The sequence below is a fragment of the Rhodoblastus acidophilus genome (assembly GCF_900187365.1).
Taxonomy (GTDB): Bacteria; Pseudomonadota; Alphaproteobacteria; order Rhizobiales; family Beijerinckiaceae; genus Rhodoblastus; species Rhodoblastus acidophilus.
Genome location: NZ_FYDG01000002.1, coordinates 291,631 through 308,269 on the forward strand (window position 1 = coordinate 291,631; position 16,639 = coordinate 308,269).

The window sequence follows — 16,639 nt, forward strand, 5'->3', positions numbered from 1 at the left end:
AAGCCTCACCCCGCGGCGGCGCCTCAGGCGTTCGCGCCCTGCTCGGCCGCCTGCTGCATGCGCTGGGCGTAGAGCGTGGCGAAATCGATCGGATCGAGATAGAGCGGGGGGAAACCGCCGTTGCGCACGGCCTCGGCGACGATCTGGCGCGCGAAGGGGAACAGCAGGCGCGGGCATTCGATCATCACGACCGGATGCGACTGTTCGGCCGGAATATTGACCAGCCGAAACACGCCGGCATAGGTCAGCTCGAACTTGAACAGGGCTTCGGCGCCTTCGCCGGCCGAGCCTTCGAGCAGAATCTCGACCTCGAAGTCATGCTCGGCGAGCTGCTTGGCGTTGACGTTCACCTGGATGTTGATATTGGGCGACTTTTCCTGCGGCCCCAGCGAACGCGGCGCGTTGGGGTTCTCGAAAGAAAGGTCCTTGCAGTACTGGACAAGGCAATTCAACGCCGGCGCATTGGCCTGGGCGCCATTTGTCTCGGTCATGAAAATCTCCTGTTTCGGGCTGGGCCCGCTGCGTCGGTGAGAACCCTCCGCCGCCGCGAATTCTCTCGACGGGACGCAAGGCGGCGGGACTCCGCCTGCGTCGCGCCTAGCACGAAACGCGGCTCGAAAACAAGGCGCGGACGTAAAGGCAGGGCGCGGGCCTCAGGGCCGGCGCCGCTCCGAGGACGCGTCGGTGATTCGCCATTCGCCGGGCCTGAGGTCGATCGACGTGATTTCAGGATCGCCGCGCCGAACCGGGCGCGCCCGCATTTTCAGCGCGAGATCGTCGCGCACCGACGGTATGGTGAGCACGAGGCCGACGAGATCTGACAAAAAGCCGGGCAGAATCAGCAGCAGGGCGCCAAAAGCGCCGATCAGGCCCTCGGCCACCGCGCCCTCGCGCGGCGTCGTTCCCTGAATGGCGGCGCGCACGCGGTTCAACGCCACATTGGCGTTCTCCCGCAGCAGCGAGAAACCGAACAGCGTCGTGAGCACGCCCGCGATCAAGGCGCCGCCGAGACCGATGACCCGCGCGACCGCGTAGAAGGCGGCAAGCTCGGCCGCCACCCAGATCATCAGCACCGGTCCGAATACCGAGCGGAACAGGACCGCAAAGCCTTTCATGCGCTCACTCTCTCCCGTCGTCGCCGCCTTGCTGGCGGGGGCGCTCAATGCTACCCATCGCATCATATGGCCGCGCAATCGCTGCGGCGCAACGCCGGCCTGTCACGAGGGGCGCCATGCAGGTTGATTCCGTCACCGTTATTTTCGTCGTTCTCGCCGTTTTTGTCTTGTGGAAGTTGCGTTCGGTGCTGGGCGAGCGGGAAGGTTTTGAACAAAGATTTGAAAACGGCCCGCCAGCCGCCACGCCCGCCGCGCCGCAGCAAACTTCGCCGATGGAGCTGGAATGGGCCGAGTGCGCCGAGCGCGGCGGCCCCGTCTGGCGCGGTTTCGAGGAAATCGCGCGGGCGCAGCGCGATTTTTCGCCGAAGAACTTTCTGGCCGGCGCGCGCTCGGCTTATGAGATGATCGTCCAGGCCTTTTCCAATGGCGACGAAGAGGCGCTGCGTTCGCTCACCAGCCCCGACGTGCTCGCCGGGTTCAAGACCGCGCTCGACGAGCGAAAGGCGCAGGGCCAGACCATGCAGACCACGCTGGTCGGCCTGAACGACGCGAAAATCGTCGAGGCGCGCGTCGACAAGACCCTCGCCATTGTCGCGGTCCGGTTCGACGGCCAGTTCATCACCGCCACGCACGGGCCGGATGGCGCGCTGGTCGAAGGCGATCCCCACACCGCCTCCAATGTAGTGGATGTCTGGACTTTCGCCCGGCCGCACGATGCGACGACCCCGAACTGGACGCTGGTCGCGACCTCGCCGGGCCAATGATCTTTTCACGCGCGATCGCCTTCGCGGCGCTGTTTGCGGGATTTGGCGCGTCCGCCTGCCCTTGCGTCGCTGAAGGGCGCGGCTATGCGCTGGAGCCGGCGGCCTGGAGCGATTTGCCAGGCGACGAGCGGCCCGGCGAGGCGCTCGCGCTCTGGCGCAAGACGTGCCGCAAGGTTCCGGTCGCGCCCAACCTGCCTGAACTGAGCGCGCCGGCCTGGCGAAAGGCCTGTTCGGCCGCGCAAGCCGGCGCGGCGGACGTGTTCCGCCGCCATTTCCAGCCCTACCGGGTGGTTCCGGACACTGCGCCGGACTCGTTTTTCACCGGCTATTACCAGCCGGAAATTCCGGGATCGCTGACGCAAAGCCGCGAATATCCGACCCCGGTGTATGGCCGGCCGCCCGATCTGGTGGCGACGTCGCAACTCCCGGGCCTGACCGCCGCCCGGCGCGGGAACGGCGGCCTCGAACCCTATCCCGACCGCGCCGCCATCGAGGACGGCGCGCTCGACGCCGTTCGCGGCTTGCGCAAGCTGGTCTATCTGCGCGACCGGGCCGACCTGTTCCTGGCGCAGGTGCAGGGCTCGGCGCGGGTGCGCCTGCCCGACGGGCGCGTCTATCGCCTGGGTTTCGCCGGGCGCAACGGCCAGCCCTATACCGCGCTGGCGCGCATTCTGGTTCAGCGCGGCGTCGCCACGCCCGCCGAAATGACCATGCCGCGCCTGATCGCCTGGTTGCGGGCGCATGGCCTGCAAAAGGGCGAGGAAGGCGACGAATTGCTGCGCCAGAACCGCTCCTTCGTGTTTTTCGAGGGCGCGATCGACCGCGACGCCAAACAGCCCGAAGGCGCGAGCGGCGCCGCGCTGACGCCCTTGCGCTCCATTGCGGTGGACAAGGCCATGTGGCCCTATGGCCTGCCATTTCTCATCGACGCCGCCCTGCCCTGGCGCGGCGACGCGCCCGAACCGTTCCGCCGCGTGATGATCGCGCAGGACACCGGCGCGGCCATTGTCGGGCCGGGACGGGCCGACATCTATTTCGGCCTGGGCGACGCGGCCGGCCTGCGGGCCGGCGCCTTGCGTCACCACGGGCAATTGTATCTGCTGCTGCCGAAGGAGTAGGACGCGTGGTCCCGTCCGACGGCAAGAACAAGTTTATGCGGCTGCTGTCGCGCGAAGAACTGGCGCTGTGGCGCCATGTGGTCGCGGATGTGGCCCCGCGGGCCGGACGCAAGCGCGCGCCAGGCGGCGGCGACGCCGCGCCGCCCATGCCCTCCCCGGCCACGCCCATGGTTCTGACGCCGCCAACCGTTCCCGCCAAGCCGCTCCGTCGCGAGTCGCCGCCGCTGGCGCCGATTGAAAAAAAGCTGCGGCGCCGGCTCGCCTCCGGGCGCGAACCGATCGACGACCGGCTCGATCTGCACGGCATGACCCAGGCGCAAGCGCATCAGGCGCTGATCGGCTTCATCCACCGCGCCGTGGCGGAGCACGCCCGGATCGTGCTGGTGATCACCGGCAAGGGCGGGCCGGCGGCGGAAACGCCCGGCGTCGAGCGCGGGGTGTTGCGGCGGCTGGCCCCGCTCTGGCTGCGCGAGCCATCGCTGCGGCCATTGGTGGCGGCGGTCGAGCAGGCGGCGCGGCCGCACGGCGGTGAAGGCGCGTTCTATGTGCGACTCCGGCGCAAGGGGCGCGGGGATATACCGGCTTGACCAATGTCGCGCGGCGCCGCAAGACCGATAGAAATTATCAAGGATCCGCCCATGTCCAGCAGTTTTGACGTTCTCGCGCTCGGCAACGCCATTGTCGATGTTCTCGCTCCGGTCGATGACGCTTTTTTGGCCGCGCAGGGTCTGCGCAAGGGCGGGATGCAATTGGTGGATGAGGCGCAGGCGCTCGCCCTCTATGACGCCATGGGCGCGACCACCATCGTCTCCGGCGGCTCGGCGGCCAATACGGTGGCGGGCCTCGCCAGCTTCGGCGCCAAGGCCGCTTTCGTCGGCAAGGTGCGCGACGACGAGGCCGGCCTCGCCTTCACCCATGACATCAAGGCCGTGGGCGTCCATTTCGCCACGCCGGCCGCCAGCGAAGGCCCGAGCACGGCGCGCTGCCTGGTGCTGGTCACGCCGGACGGCCAGCGCACCATGAACACCTATCTGGGCGCCTGCCAGAACCTGACCGTGGCCGATCTCGACGCCGAGGCCATCAAGGGGGCGCAGATCCTCTATCTCGAAGGCTATCTCTGGGATCCGCCGCACGCCAAGCAGGCCTTTGTCGAAGCCGCGAAGATCGCCCATGGCGCGGGGCGGCGGGTCGCGCTGACCCTGTCGGACACGTTCTGCGTCGACCGTTACCGCGACGAATTCCTGCAGCTCATCCGCGAGAATGTGGTCGATATCGTCTTCGCCAACGAATCCGAACTGCACGCGCTCTATCAGACCTCCGATTTCGACGTCGCGCTGGCGGCGCTGCGGCAGGAAAAGGTGCTGGCGGCGGCGACGCGCAGCGAAAAGGGCGCGGTGATCGCGCAGGGCGGCGAAATCGTTTCGGTTCCCGCCGCGCCGATTGAAAAGCTGGTGGACACGACCGGCGCCGGCGACCTGTTCGCGGCCGGCTTCCTCGCCGGACTGACGCGGGGACGACCGCTCGACCATTGCGCCCGCCTGGGCGCGCTGGCGGCGGCGGAAATCATCCAGCATTTTGGCGCCCGGCCCGAAGTCGATCTGGCGCGCCTCGCCGAACAGAGCGGCTACGTTCACGCGCTCTGAACGCGAAGCGTTGCGCGCTTCAGCCTGAGCTTCAGAACTCGCGCCGGACACAATTGAGGCCCGGCGCGGATTCACGCTATTCAACACCCCGCCCGCGTCCTCAAACGCGGGCGGCGCGCATAAACGATTGTCTTAGTGGGTGCGCCCCAGCGCCATCTGGGTGGCGGCGGAGACCAGGCGGGTCATATATGTCTTCGCCTGCTCGGGGGCGCGGCGGTAGCGGTGCAACACCAGATCGGTGAGTTCATCCACCACCAGCGCGTCGCCCCGGTCGATCAGCGCGGGATCGAGCCGGAACTCGGCGACGATGCGCGCCAGAGCCAGCCGCGAGGCGCGGCCCTGGTTGGCCGCCTGGCTGAGATAAGCGCGCCAGCACGCCCAATGCAGCCGCGCCGCCTGACGGGCGCGGTCGATCTCAGCGAAAGCGGTGGAATAATATCCGACCAGCAGGTCGCAGACCGCGGCTTCGCTCCACGACGTCAGATCGTCGGGAGATCGGCGCGGGGCCACGGGGGGAAGAGGGAAGCTGGGAAGGGGAAAGCGGGGAAGGGACTCGGCCATAACTCTATACTACGCCATACTCTGAGGTCACCGGTCATTATGCCAATGATTTGCGACAATTGGGTCAAATCAAAGGCGAAGTTCAAGCAGACCGGAGACCATACACACATCTTGGCGCCGCGCCCATCGCGGCGCGCAACGAACCGACCGGCGGGCGCGAGCGTCCGCCGACGAAATCGACCGTGAGACGGCCGGGGATCAGTGACGGAAGTGGCGGTGGCCCGTCAGCACCATGGCGAGACCGGCTTCGTCGGCCGCCTTGATCACGTCCTCGTCGCGCATGGAGCCGCCGGGCTGGATCACCGCCGTCGCGCCGGCCTCCGCCGCCGCCAGCAAGCCGTCGGCGAAGGGGAAAAAGGCGTCCGAGGCCACCACCGAGCCCTTGGCCAGGCTTTCCGGCAGTCCCGCCGCCTTGGCGGCTTCGGCGGCCTTCCAGGCGGCGATGCGCGAGGAATCGACCCGGCTCATCTGGCCGGCGCCAACGCCCACGGTCGCGCCGTCCTTGGCGTAAACGATGGCGTTGGACTTGACGTGCTTGGCGACGCGGAAGGCGAATTTGAGATCCGCCAGCTCCTGCGCGCTCGGGGCGCGCTTGGTCACCACCTTCAACTCCATGTCGTCGACCACGGCGTTGTCACGGCCCTGGAACAGCAAGCCGCCCGACACCGAGCGCACGGTCAGCCCGCCCTTGCGCGGGTCCGGCAAGCCGCCGGTCAGCAGCAGGCGCAGGTTCTTCTTGGCGGCGATCAGCGCGATGGCCTCCTCGTCGGCGTCGGGTGCGATGATCACCTCGGTGAAGATCTTCACGATTTCGCTGGCGGCTTGCGCGTCGAGCTTCTTGTTGAGCGCGACAATGCCGCCAAAGGCGGAGACGGGATCGCAGGCCAGCGCCTTGAGATAGGCGTCGGTCAGGCTCGCCCCTTCCGCGACGCCGCAGGGGTTGGAGTGCTTGATGATCGCCACGGCGGCCGTGCGGGTCGGGTCGAATTCCGCAGCCAGTTCGAAGGCGGCGTCGGTGTCGTTGACATTGTTGTAGGACAGCTGCTTGCCCTGCACCTGCCGCGCGGTGGCGACGCCGGGGCGGTTCTCGCCGGTGAGATAGAAGCCGGCCTTCTGGTGCGGGTTTTCGCCGTAACGCATGGGCTCGGACAGCTTGCCGCCGACGGCGCGATATTCGGGCGTATCCTCGCCAATGGCTTGGGCCAGCCAGTTGGAAATGGCGGAATCGTAGGCCGCGGTGCGCGCGTAGGCTTTCTGCGCGAGCTTCTTGCGCAGGGCGAGCGTGGTGGCCCCGGAATGGGCGTCGAGCGCCTCCAGAATGGAGCCGTAATCGGCCACATCGACCACAACGGCGACATCGTCATGGTTTTTCGCGGCGGCGCGGATCATGGCGGGGCCGCCAATGTCGATATTCTCGATGGTCTCCTCCCAGCCGGCGCCCTTGGCGACGGTGGCCTCGAACGGATAGAGGTTGACCACCAGCAGGTCGATCGGCTCGATGCCATGGGCCAGCATGGCCGCCTCGTGCTCGGGGTTCTCGCGGATCGCCAGCAGGCCGCCATGGACCTTCGGATGCAGCGTCTTGACGCGGCCGTCCATCATTTCCGGGAAGCCGGTGACGTCGGAGACGTCGATGACGGGGACGCCGGCCTCGGCGATGGCCTTGCGCGTGCCGCCGGTGGAGATCAGCGTCACGCCGCGGGACGCGAGGGCGCGGGCGAAATCGATCAGGCCGGTCTTGTCGGAAACGGAAAGCAGCGCGCGTTTCAGGACACGAGCGTCAGTCATCTTGTCTCTCTTTTCGTAATTTGTTCCGCGGTCGGGCGGCGGCTTTGGGCCATCAGGCCATTCTGGCGCCGCGATTAGCATGTTTCCGCCGCGAATCAAACAATCGACCGACGCAAACGCCTCACGCCGCGCGCACGTGCCGCAGAAATTCGTCGCATTCGACCCGCAGCCGCTCGGTCTGTTCGGCCAGTTGCGACACCGCGCGCAGCGATTCCTCGGCCGAAACGCCGGTATGTTGCGAGGCGCTCTGCACCGTGTCGATGATGCGGGCGAGATCCACCGCGAGTCTCGACGTGTCGTGAACATTGCGGGCGATTTCCGACGTCGCCTGACACTGCATGTCGATCGACCCCGCCACCGAAGCGGCGATGCCGTTCACTTCATGCGTCGAGCCGCTCATGTCATCGATCCGCGCGCTCGCCTCCCGCGACGCCCTCTGGATGCTCCCGAGCTTCTCGGAAATGTCCGCCGTCGCCTTCTGGGTCTGGTCAGCCAGCGTCTTGACCTCCGACGCGACCACCGCGAAGCCCCGGCCCGCCTCGCCGGCGCGCGCCGCCTCGATGGTGGCGTTGAGCGCGAGCATGTTGGTCTGTTCGGCGATCCCGGAGATCAGGTCGGCGACGCCGCTGATGGAGCCGATCATCGCGTCCAGCTCCGCCATGCGGGACTTGGTGAGTTCGGCGCTTTCAGCGGCCTGTGTGGACACGCCCTGCGCGCGGGCCATATGCGCGCCGATCTCCTGCGCCGAATGCGACAGTTCCTCCGCCGCGGCCGCGACCGACTGCACGTTCTGCGACGTCATCATCGCGGCCGCCGATCCCTGTTCGGCCTGCTCACCCGCCTGATGGGCGTTTTGCACCAGGGATTGCGCCACGGCCTCCAGCTCCTGGGCCGAACTCGCGACGCTGCTGACCACGGCGCCGACGGCGCTTTCGAATTGCTGCGCCAGAGCCAGCATATCCTTCCGCCGCGCCTCGGCGGCGGCTTGCCGCCCCCTGTCCTGCGCCAGCGCCTCCTCGCGGGCGATTTCCGCCGCCTTGACCTTGAATTTCTCGACGGCGCGCGCGATCTCGCCCACTTCGGTCCTTGCGTGAAGGCCCGGCAGGACCACGCTGAGATCGCCGCCGGCCAGTCGCTCCATGGCTTGCGACGCGCTTTGGAATTGCCGGGAAATCGTGCGCGCGATCAGAACGGCGACGATGCAGAGCGCCAGCAGCAACGGCCCCGTTATCATGCCGAACTTGCGGAACATGCCCAGGACTTCGCCGCGTATGTCGTCGGTATAAGCGCCGGAGCCGATATAAAATCCCAGTTCCGGCACCGGCGCCGCATAGCTGAATTTTTCCGACGGCGCGGTCTCGCCCGGTTTGGGCCAGGAATATTCCACCTTGCCGCTTCGCCCGTTCCGCGCCATGGCCAGCAGGTCGTTGAACAGATAGCGGCCCTGGGCGTCATGCACCTGATCGAGCTGTTTGCCTTCAAGCTCCGGCTTGGTCGGCAGCAAGCGCGCGGCTCCGTCGAAACCCTGAATGAAATAATAGCCATGCTCGCCAAAGCGCGCCGGCCGCAACAAGGCGACCGTCTCATCGGCGGCGCCCGGGCCGTTTTTCTGGAACAACCCCCGCGCGATCGAGGCGGCGGCTTCGACCTGGTGGCGCAACTCATGCTCTCTCGCCGTATAGAGGGCGGAATTGAAGTGGTACAGCGCGACGCCGGCGCCGATCGCCGTCACGCCGATGGAAAACGCAGCGAGCGCCATCACCATGTGAACGACGGAAATATGCTCACGAAATCGAGAGAGCGACATGATGATTGCCTCGATAATATTCCACGAATTCGCAGGACGCGACAAACATGAGGCGGGCGGCGTCCGTCGCCGCTCCGCCCGGACGATCGACGCCATGCGAGGCAGCCCACCCCCGCTTGCGGAAATGCGCTGCGCGATGAGTATCCATCGAGAAAGCTTGTGCAAAACTGGCTGTTCGCGGATTGCGGTCTTTTGATGCGGCGAAGGGCCGGGCTCAATCGGGCCGCTGCAGGCTGAAGGACCAGACGATTTCCGGGATATCCGCGGCATTGCCCTGGATCGTCAATTGCGCGCAAGGCCGCGGCCCCTCCGGCCCGGCGAAGAAAATGCTTTCCTCAATCGAGACCGGCAGCCCGCCGGCCTCGAACGTCATGATCGCGCCGTCGGCGCAGAGCAGCCGCGCGCCGCGCCCCTGGTCGAGCGCGCTCGCCGTGATTTTGGGATGAAGGTGAAAACGAAGCGCATAGGCGAAATCGCCGGGCGCCGCGTCCGAAGGCCCGAGCAGACGGTCGCGCCCGCGCAGCCACAGCCCCTGCCGACTCAGGCCCAGCCGGCGTTCATGCCGCAGCCCGTAACGGCGGACATAGCCGTCGTGGCTCGCCGTCACCACGATTTCCTCGGAACGTTCCTCCCGATTGCAGGCCGGCGCGGAGGGGCCGGCGAGGATTTCCCCGGCGAAATAGCCTTCGAGTCCCTGGTTTCCAGCGAACAGGCACGAGGAGGCGTCGTCGATCGTGACGGTGGAATGGGCCGCCGTGATGCGCGCGCTGGCCCGCAAATCGGCGCGATTGCCGCTGGGCGCCCCGCAGTTGACCACCACGCGTTCGCGCCCGAGCGAAAATTCGAACGACAGGCAGCCCGCATGCGCGCCGCGCGAAAACAGCGGCGGCGGCGGCGCGCCCACATCCATGATCGCCAGAGCCTCGCCCCCCGTCAACCGCTGGTAGCCGGCATGCGGGGCGTTGACCAGCGGCCCCGAATGAGCGTCCTGGTAGCCGAGCAGCGTGGCGACGCGGTGGGGCGCGGTGACGCCCATGCCGTTGAACAGGGCCAGCGAGCCGTCGCCATGGCGGAACATGCGCAACGCCGGATTCATCCGGTCGATGGCGTTGAGCAGTTCCGGCGGCGGCGGCAGGCCGCGCGCGGCGAAGGCCTGCCGCAGAGGCAGCAGATCGAACAGCAGGTCCACCAGCGTCTGCGGATTGCGGGTGATCGGGCCGCCATCCGGCAGGATTTGCAGCCTCAGTTGCCGCGACAGCGCCGCGCAGGCCTCGGCCAGTTGCGAGGCCCCGCCCTGCGCGCAAAGCGCGAAGGCGGTCAACGCGACGGCGGCGGTCAGCTGCGTCTCGCCGGACAAGCCTTCGGCGAGGCAGCGCTGCAACAGCCGTCGCCCTTCGACCAGCACGCCGACGAATCGGCGATAGTCCTCATATTCGACCGTTTCCAGCAGCATCGGCGACTGGCTCAGCCAGGACAGGGTGCGGCGCGCGACCACATCGGGCGCCCAGGCGATCGAGCCCGACGGACGGCCGCGCAAGGCGATGAATTCCAGCACGAGGGCGCGGGCGTTGGCGCGGGCCAGCGCGGTTTCGGCGGCGCGCAAATGCCGCAGCCAGCTAAACCCATAGAGCGCGCGCGCCCAATGCGCCGAGGGCGGCCGCAGCGCGAACGGAGACACGCCCCGGCAATCGACGATCTTGCCGGCGAAGGTGAAAAATCCGGCATAAATGTCGGCGGCGATGGTGGGATCGCCGGTGCCGATGTCCTGCGGCGCGATCAGCAGACGCTCCGGCGCCGGCGCGGTCCATCGCGCCAGCGCTTGAAAGGGCGCGGCGAATGCAGCGCGCGCCTTCCGAGCCCCGCGCCCGGCGAGCAGGCGCAGGAGGAGAAGATTTTCCGCACGGGGCGGCGCGCTCGGTTGCGTCAAAGGCGTTTAAACTCAAGGCTTAGCATGCGGGCGAAGCCCCGCAGCCGCAGCGTCGCCGATCCGGCTTAAAGAGATCTTAACCGAGCTTTTTGAGGCTGGCGACGTAAAAACCATCGAGTCCGCGCTGGCGCGGATCGGGATCGGGCAGAAAGTCGGGCAGCAGGCGCAGGCCGCCCTCCGCCGTGGCCGCCTGCTCCGGCAGGCCGAGCGCCAGCGGGTCGATGCGCTGGTGCGACACGTCGGGATTGCGCCGCAACAGCGCGGCGATCTGCGCCTCGCCCTCCTCGGGCTCCAGCGAGCAGGTGCAATAGACCATGCGGCCGCCCGGCTTGAGCAGGGTCAGCGCGTGGTCGAGGATGCGCGCCTGGATCGCCGCCAACGCGGCGATATCGCCGGGCTTCTTGATCCAGGGCACGTCGGGGCAGCGGCGCGCGGTTCCGGTCGCGGAACAGGGCGCATCCACCAGAATGGCGTCGAACGGCTCGGCCTTGAACTGGGCGGCGTCGCCCACCGCAATGGTCGCCTCCAGCTTCAGCCGCGCCAGATTGGCGGCGAGAACTTTTAGCCGTTCGGCCGAACGGTCGAGCGCCGTCACTTTGGCGCCGGCGCTGGCGAGCTGCGCGGTCTTGCCGCCCGGCGCTGCGCAGAGGTCGAGCACCCGCTCGCCCGGCAGGACGGCGAGCACGCGGACCGGCAGGGCGGCCGAGGCGTCCTGCACCCACCATTCGCCCTCGGCGTAGCCCGGCAGTTCGGGAATCGGCGCGTGGGTGTCGAGCCGGACCGAGCCGGTGGGAAGCACGCGGCCGCCGAGTTTTTCCGCCCAGACCTCCGGATCGCTTTTGACGGTGAGGTCGAGCGTCGGCTCGTCGCGATGCGCGGCGGCGATCGCCAGGGCGCGCTCCTCGCCATAGATGCGCCGCCAGCGCGCCGCCAGCCAATGCGGCGTATCGTCCTCGAGCGGGTCGGACTGCTCCAAAAATTCGTCGCGGCGGCGGATGAGGTTGCGCAGCACGCCATTGACCAGATTGGCGAAACCGGCGCTCTTGGAATCGAGCCGGGCCGCGCGCACGGCGAGATCGACCGCCGCGTGGTCGGGAATGTCGAGGAACAGGATTTGCGCGGCGCCGGCGACCAGAATCCATTCCAGCGCCCCGCAATTGCGCGGCAGCCCCTTTTCCACCAGCTGGCTCAACGCCAGCCGGATCGTGCCAAGGCGGCGCAGCGCAACGGTCGCGATGGAGCGCGCCAGCCCCCGGTCGCGTTCGGCCACGCCCGACAGCCGCGACGGCGCGGTCTCGGCGGCGAATTTCTCGTCGAGCGTATGGCCGCCCTGCACGACATCGCCGATGATGGCGGCGGCGGCGACGCGCGCGGCGAGGCCGGGATGGGCCAGCGCCTCGGCGGCGGCCTGTTCGGCGGTGTGCGGTCTGGCCTTGCCCGCCGGTCCCGTTTTGTGAACGGGTCGACCGAAACTTCTGCCCTTGTCTTTAGTCATGCGCCTGTGATGGTGGGAGTTGCGCGGCGGCGGGTTTCCATTATGAATCGGCCGAACGTTTGTCTAGCACAGCGACGGGGCGAGTAAAATGAGCGATCCGCAGTCCGACCCCCACGCGCCGCGCGCCCCGGAACGCCACGCGCCGCGACGCCCCGAAGACCAAGCGGCGGCGAGCAGAAAACTGACGCCCGAGGCGCAGCGGGCTCTGGCCGAGGCCGAAGCGCGCCGGCGCGCCGCCGGTCCCGCGCCCGAGCGCCCGCCGGAATTTCACGGCCCCTCCGGCCCTGAGCCGGTGCGCTACGGCGATTGGGAGCGCAAGGGCATCGCCAGCGATTTCTGACGGCGCGGCCCCGGCGCGCCCGCGTATCAAGAAGAAGATTTGAAGTGATCTGCCGCTTCGCGCCCTCGCCCAACGGCTTCCTGCATCTGGGCCACGCCTATTCAGCCCTGATGAACGCGCGGCTGGCGCGACGCCATGGCGGAACCTTGCTGCTGCGCATCGAGGATATCGACCGCGCCCGCTCGAAACCGCAGTTCGAGCAGGCGATCCGCGAGGATCTGGCCTGGCTCGGCCTCGACTGGCCCCGGCCCGAGCGCCGCCAATCCGAATTTTTCGCCGCTTATCGCGCCGCCCTGGACCAACTCGTCGCGCGCGGGCTGGCCTATCCCTGCTTTTGCACGCGCGGCGCGATCGCCGCCCATTTCGCCGACAAGACCGGGACGCCGCGCGACCCCGACGGCTCGCCGCTTTATCCCGGCCTGTGCCGCGCCCTGTCGCCGCGCCAGCGCGCGGAAAGGATCGCGGCGGGCGAAACCTTCGCCTTGCGGCTCGACATGGCCCGCGCCCTGGCGGCCGTCCCCACCCCGCCGCGCTGGCGCGAGTTTTTCGAGGGCGAGACGCCTCACGCCATGACCGGCCGCCCCGAGCTTTGGGGCGATGTGGTGATCGGCCGCCGCGACACCCCCGCCTCCTATCATCTCGCCTGCGTCCACGACGACGCCGCGCAGGGGATCACCGATGTCGTGCGCGGCGCCGACCTCGCGCCGGCGACCGCCCTGCACGCGCTGCTGCAACGCCTGCTGAACTATCCCACGCCGGATTACCGCCATCACCGGCTGGTGCTGGATTCGGACGGCGGCAAGCTGGCCAAGAGCAAAGGCTCGACCACGCTGCGGGAATTGCGCGCGGCGGGCCTGACCCGCGCCGGCCTTTTGGCGCTGCTCAACGAGCGGATGGGCGGCGATTTCGCGGATCCCCGGTCGTTTCCCGCGCAAAAGTGAAAATGCGAAAAGCACAAGATCTTGTTCGTGCTATGTTCCACGTGAAACGAGCGTCGCCGCGCGACTTGACATAACGACTTGTTCATAAAAGATAAATAGACGCCGCGCCCGACGCGGCGCGGCCAGTCTGCGCGCCTGCGTCCCCCAAATTTCGTACGCAACCGCCAAGCTGCATGCGCAAGAATCGACCGATTTGCGCAGGTTTTCGCACGAAAATCGCAGGAAATATCGCGGTCTTCTTCAGTTTTACGCAGACTCATTGCAACCCCTGGTCGAATTTCCCAAAGGAAACCTCATGCAACGAAGCGCCCCGATCAAACCGCAAGACATGGCGTAAAGCCATCGCCCAGCCGGAGCCGCGATGGCCGCGGCAGGGCGATCCATGAGCGAAATCGCGACGCCCCACGCCGGGGAAAGCAAATAGAAATAAAATATTATCGCCTTGTATTCTGAGCCAATATCGCCTACATATTGAATATCGAAAATTTAGGCCGATGCCTTGGCCCCGCGTTTACCACGCAGCTGCTGACGACCTCCTCCAAAAATATCGATGAAAATGGCGCATCGCCCGACGATGGGCCTGTTTAAGCCTGCGCTAAGGAGTCTCAGCATGGCAACCGGCATTGTGAAGTGGTTCAACGGCCAAAAAGGCTTTGGTTTTCTCCAGCCCGACGACGGAAGCAAAGATGTGTTCGTGCACATCAGCGCCGTTGAACAGGCCGGAATGTTTGGCCTCAACGAAGGCCAAAAGCTCAGCTACGAGCTGATGGCGGATCGCCGCACGGGCAAGACGTCCGCCTCGCGCCTGCAAGCGGTCGAATAAGTTCTTTCTCGCAAACGCGTCGCAGTCCACGGATGTACTGGCGCGATGCGTTGCGAGATCAATGAGCCTCGGGGCCTATACCCGAGGCTTTTTCTTTTTATTCAGTTTTCTGTTTGACAGATATTCGGACAGGCGATCGAAAGGACGTATCGTGCGCGACAAATCGCAGAGTTCAACCCACGCAAGGCCGATGGCCGCGACTGCGAAGCACAAATTCGCGCTCAACGCCCAGGTGCTCCTCGATGGAAAATCCGACGGCGCCGTGTTCAAGATCACAAGGCTCCTCCCCGACGGAGGATCAGGCCTTCAATATAGAATCAAGAACGAGCAGGAAGGTTATGAACGCGTCGTGGTCGAAAGACTGCTGACAGCGGCTCGCGGGTGACCGAAACCACCGCGCGACTTTTCCATTCGAGCCGTCACATCCTCCGCGGGTCGGACATCTGAAACCTTGGCGAGGCGCCCGCCCTGGCCTGTCTTGATGCGCAAGATCGGGAAATCGCGCGGATCATCGCCCCAGGCCGGCGGGAACGAAAATCAAGGGAGCAGCCAAAATGTCAGACAGGCGCGAATTATACCGGAGCCCCAACGGGGACACGTGGTTTCTGGCGCGCGAGCCCGCCGATGGGCGCGCTTTCATCATTCACCAGCCCAACGCGCCCTCGGGCGGCCGGTTGTCGCATATCGAACTGGCCGCGTTCCTGAAAGCCAACGCCAACGGGCCTGAACACCAGGCCTTGCTGCGCTTGATCGGCACTTTGGTGCAGGTTCCCCCCTATCGCGACTGAGGCCTGAGCGCGCCCTGCGGCGGGCCCTACCCCAACAACGCTTTCGCCAACATCTGGAACGCCCGCGCCCGGTGCGACAGGGCTTCCGACCCATCGGCGGGAAGGCCGTGCTTTTCCTCCGCCGTCATTTCTCCGAACGTGCGGCTGTGGCCGTCCGGCGTGAAGCAGGGATCGTAGCCGAAACCGGCCGTCCCCCGCGGCGGAAACGTCAGCTCGCCAAAAACCTTGCCCTCGAACGTCGCTTCTTCGCCGTCGGGCCAGACCACGGCCAGCGCGGAAACGAAATGGGCGCGGCGCGACGGCGATCCCGACGCGTTCGTCTCCGCTTCGATCCGCGCCATGGCGGCGGCGAAATCCTTGCTCTCGCCCGCCCAGCGCGCCGAATAAATCCCCGGCGCGCCGCCGAGCGCCTCGACGCACAGGCCGGAATCGTCGGCGAAAGCAGGCAGATTGGCCGTTTTGGCGGCCGCGCGCGCCTTGATCAGGGCGTTGCTCAAAAAGTCCGAGCCGGTTTCCTCCGGCTCGTCCAATCCCAATTCGCCGGCGGAAACCGCCTCCACCCCATAGGGCGCGAGCAATTCGCGCATTTCGCGCAACTTGCCCGGATTATGCGTGGCGATGACGATTTCGCCGGCGAGTTTCCGAGTCATGCGCCGAGCGCCTGCTTCTGCAGCAGCACCAGCTCCGACACGCCTTTGCGCGCGAGACCGAGCAGCTTGATCAGCTCCTCCTCGGAGAACACCGCGCCCTCGGCGGTCGCCTGCACTTCGACCAGCCCGCCGGTTCCGGTGATGACGAAATTGCCGTCGGTATGGGCGACGGAATCCTCGTCATAATCGAGGTCGAGCACCGGAAAGCCCTGATAAATGCCGCAGGACACGGCGGCGACATGGTCCTTCAGCGGCATGTCCTTGATCATGGAGCGGTCGCGCATCCATTTCAGGCAATCGTGCAGCGCCACCCAGGCGCCGGTGATCGAGGCGGTGCGGGTGCCGCCGTCGGCCTGGATCACGTCGCAATCGACGGTGATCTGGCGCTCGCCCAACGCCTGCAGATTGGTGACGGCGCGCAGGGAGCGGCCGATCAGGCGCTGAATTTCCTGCGTGCGGCCCGACGGCTTGGCGGTCTCGCGGCGCGTGCGGGTGTGGGTGGCGCGCGGCAGCATGGCGTATTCGGCGGTGACCCAGCCCTTGCCCTGGCCGCGCAGCCATTGCGGCGGCTTGTCCTCCAGCGAGGCCGTGCACAGCACATGCGTATTGCCGAATTTCACCAGACAGGAGCCTTCGGCATAGCGCGTGACGTTGCGCTCGAGGGAGACAGTGCGCATCGCATCGGGCGCGCGTTTGGACGGACGCATATTTTTTTCCTGGAACAGAGTTCGGTCGGCCGCTCTGATACCAAGCCTTTTACAAAACCGCAAAACGGCGCCGTTGCAATCGGGCGCCGCAGCCGAGCGTCGAATTGCGCCCGCGCGGGCGGAGGTTTAGCATTGGGCTGGATTTGGCGACGCCAACACACAAGGAGACGTA

The 16,639-nt window shown here is 66.8% G+C and carries 18 protein-coding genes; 9 read left to right on the plus strand and 9 right to left on the minus strand.

What is annotated here, in order from left to right; translation table 11 throughout:
- Positions 1-23: 23 nt before the first annotated feature.
- A complete protein-coding gene (secB, locus tag CFB24_RS06615) occupies positions 24-491 on the minus strand; it encodes a protein-export chaperone SecB (protein ID WP_088519795.1) in 468 nt (155 codons plus the stop codon).
- Positions 492-653: 162 nt separating this feature from the next.
- On the minus strand, positions 654-1,115 hold the full coding sequence (locus CFB24_RS06620) for an FxsA family protein (RefSeq protein WP_158255119.1): 462 nt from the start codon (positions 1,113-1,115) through the stop codon (positions 654-656).
- A gap of 116 nt (positions 1,116-1,231) precedes the next feature.
- Here CFB24_RS06620 and CFB24_RS06625 point away from each other — a divergent pair, with 116 nt between their 5' ends.
- Genes CFB24_RS06625 through CFB24_RS06640 form a run of 4 tightly spaced genes read left to right on the plus strand, consistent with a single transcriptional unit; the run spans position 1,232 to position 4,640 of the window.
- Entirely contained in the window at positions 1,232-1,879 is a 648-nt protein-coding gene (locus tag CFB24_RS06625) for a Tim44/TimA family putative adaptor protein (protein ID WP_158255118.1), read from the plus strand.
- Positions 1,876-2,997 carry a murein transglycosylase A gene (gene mltA / locus CFB24_RS06630; RefSeq protein ID WP_088519798.1) on the plus strand — a complete coding sequence of 374 codons (1,122 nt, stop codon included), beginning with the start codon at positions 1,876-1,878 and terminating at the stop codon, positions 2,995-2,997. The genes CFB24_RS06625 and mltA overlap by 4 nt, the downstream gene beginning before the upstream one ends.
- Before the next feature lie 5 nt (positions 2,998-3,002).
- Positions 3,003-3,584 (plus strand): Smr/MutS family protein, encoded by a 582-nt coding sequence (locus tag CFB24_RS06635; RefSeq protein ID WP_244593081.1) that lies wholly within the window; start codon positions 3,003-3,005, stop codon positions 3,582-3,584.
- Positions 3,585-3,635: 51 nt separating this feature from the next.
- Complete coding sequence (locus CFB24_RS06640) at positions 3,636-4,640, plus strand: adenosine kinase (RefSeq protein ID WP_088519799.1); 1,005 nt, start codon at positions 3,636-3,638, stop codon at positions 4,638-4,640.
- Between the two features lie 132 nt (positions 4,641-4,772).
- Here the strand turns inward: CFB24_RS06640 and CFB24_RS06645 are convergent, their stop codons facing one another.
- From CFB24_RS06645 to CFB24_RS06665, 5 genes are all read right to left on the minus strand, one after another.
- Positions 4,773-5,201 (minus strand): hypothetical protein, encoded by a 429-nt coding sequence (locus CFB24_RS06645; protein ID WP_141098378.1) that lies wholly within the window; start codon positions 5,199-5,201, stop codon positions 4,773-4,775.
- A gap of 198 nt (positions 5,202-5,399) precedes the next feature.
- Positions 5,400-6,989, minus strand: a complete 1,590-nt coding sequence (gene purH / locus CFB24_RS06650) for a bifunctional phosphoribosylaminoimidazolecarboxamide formyltransferase/IMP cyclohydrolase (protein ID WP_088519801.1) — start codon at positions 6,987-6,989, stop codon at positions 5,400-5,402.
- 121 nt (positions 6,990-7,110) lie between these two features.
- On the minus strand, positions 7,111-8,796 hold the full coding sequence (locus tag CFB24_RS06655) for a methyl-accepting chemotaxis protein (RefSeq protein ID WP_158255117.1): 1,686 nt from the start codon (positions 8,794-8,796) through the stop codon (positions 7,111-7,113).
- A gap of 214 nt (positions 8,797-9,010) precedes the next feature.
- Complete coding sequence (locus tag CFB24_RS06660; protein WP_088519803.1) at positions 9,011-10,723, minus strand: heparinase II/III family protein; 1,713 nt, start codon at positions 10,721-10,723, stop codon at positions 9,011-9,013.
- 76 nt (positions 10,724-10,799) lie between these two features.
- A complete protein-coding gene (locus tag CFB24_RS06665; protein ID WP_088519804.1) occupies positions 10,800-12,218 on the minus strand; it encodes an RsmB/NOP family class I SAM-dependent RNA methyltransferase in 1,419 nt (472 codons plus the stop codon).
- Between the two features lie 88 nt (positions 12,219-12,306).
- Here CFB24_RS06665 and CFB24_RS24050 point away from each other — a divergent pair, with 88 nt between their 5' ends.
- From CFB24_RS24050 to CFB24_RS06690, 5 genes are all read left to right on the plus strand, one after another.
- Positions 12,307-12,558 carry a DUF1674 domain-containing protein gene (locus tag CFB24_RS24050; protein WP_088519805.1) on the plus strand — a complete coding sequence of 84 codons (252 nt, stop codon included), beginning with the start codon at positions 12,307-12,309 and terminating at the stop codon, positions 12,556-12,558.
- Positions 12,559-12,605: 47 nt separating this feature from the next.
- Positions 12,606-13,499: a tRNA glutamyl-Q(34) synthetase GluQRS gene (gene gluQRS / locus CFB24_RS06675; protein ID WP_088520106.1), complete on the plus strand. Its 894-nt coding sequence runs from the start codon at positions 12,606-12,608 to the stop codon at positions 13,497-13,499.
- A 610-nt stretch (positions 13,500-14,109) separates the two neighbouring features.
- Positions 14,110-14,322 carry a cold-shock protein gene (locus tag CFB24_RS06680; RefSeq protein ID WP_088519806.1) on the plus strand — a complete coding sequence of 71 codons (213 nt, stop codon included), beginning with the start codon at positions 14,110-14,112 and terminating at the stop codon, positions 14,320-14,322.
- A gap of 61 nt (positions 14,323-14,383) precedes the next feature.
- Entirely contained in the window at positions 14,384-14,707 is a 324-nt protein-coding gene (locus tag CFB24_RS23570; RefSeq protein ID WP_244593080.1) for a hypothetical protein, read from the plus strand.
- A 169-nt stretch (positions 14,708-14,876) separates the two neighbouring features.
- Complete coding sequence (locus tag CFB24_RS06690; RefSeq protein WP_088519808.1) at positions 14,877-15,110, plus strand: hypothetical protein; 234 nt, start codon at positions 14,877-14,879, stop codon at positions 15,108-15,110.
- 26 nt (positions 15,111-15,136) lie between these two features.
- On the opposite strand, the gene rdgB is transcribed toward CFB24_RS06690, so the two are convergent.
- Positions 15,137-15,760 carry an RdgB/HAM1 family non-canonical purine NTP pyrophosphatase gene (gene rdgB / locus CFB24_RS06695; protein ID WP_088519809.1) on the minus strand — a complete coding sequence of 208 codons (624 nt, stop codon included), beginning with the start codon at positions 15,758-15,760 and terminating at the stop codon, positions 15,137-15,139.
- Entirely contained in the window at positions 15,757-16,467 is a 711-nt protein-coding gene (gene rph, locus CFB24_RS06700; protein WP_088519810.1) for a ribonuclease PH, read from the minus strand. The genes rdgB and rph overlap by 4 nt, the downstream gene beginning before the upstream one ends.
- Positions 16,468-16,639 lie beyond the last annotated feature (172 nt).

Coding starts and splice junctions, on each gene's coding strand:
- secB (WP_088519795.1), bottom strand. CDS start 491: ATGACCGAGACAAATGGCGCCCAGGCCAATGCGCCGGCGTTGAATTGC.
- CFB24_RS06620 (WP_158255119.1), bottom strand. CDS start 1,115: ATGAAAGGCTTTGCGGTCCTGTTCCGCTCGGTATTCGGACCGGTGCTG.
- CFB24_RS06625 (WP_158255118.1), top strand. CDS start 1,232: ATGCAGGTTGATTCCGTCACCGTTATTTTCGTCGTTCTCGCCGTTTTT.
- mltA (WP_088519798.1), top strand. CDS start 1,876: ATGATCTTTTCACGCGCGATCGCCTTCGCGGCGCTGTTTGCGGGATTT.
- CFB24_RS06640 (WP_088519799.1), top strand. CDS start 3,636: ATGTCCAGCAGTTTTGACGTTCTCGCGCTCGGCAACGCCATTGTCGAT.
- CFB24_RS06645 (WP_141098378.1), bottom strand. CDS start 5,201: ATGGCCGAGTCCCTTCCCCGCTTTCCCCTTCCCAGCTTCCCTCTTCCC.
- purH (WP_088519801.1), bottom strand. CDS start 6,989: ATGACTGACGCTCGTGTCCTGAAACGCGCGCTGCTTTCCGTTTCCGAC.
- CFB24_RS06655 (WP_158255117.1), bottom strand. CDS start 8,796: ATGTCGCTCTCTCGATTTCGTGAGCATATTTCCGTCGTTCACATGGTG.
- CFB24_RS06665 (WP_088519804.1), bottom strand. CDS start 12,218: ATGACTAAAGACAAGGGCAGAAGTTTCGGTCGACCCGTTCACAAAACG.
- CFB24_RS24050 (WP_088519805.1), top strand. CDS start 12,307: ATGAGCGATCCGCAGTCCGACCCCCACGCGCCGCGCGCCCCGGAACGC.
- CFB24_RS06680 (WP_088519806.1), top strand. CDS start 14,110: ATGGCAACCGGCATTGTGAAGTGGTTCAACGGCCAAAAAGGCTTTGGT.
- CFB24_RS23570 (WP_244593080.1), top strand. CDS start 14,384: ATGAGCCTCGGGGCCTATACCCGAGGCTTTTTCTTTTTATTCAGTTTT.
- CFB24_RS06690 (WP_088519808.1), top strand. CDS start 14,877: ATGTCAGACAGGCGCGAATTATACCGGAGCCCCAACGGGGACACGTGG.
- rdgB (WP_088519809.1), bottom strand. CDS start 15,760: ATGACTCGGAAACTCGCCGGCGAAATCGTCATCGCCACGCATAATCCG.
- rph (WP_088519810.1), bottom strand. CDS start 16,467: ATGCGTCCGTCCAAACGCGCGCCCGATGCGATGCGCACTGTCTCCCTC.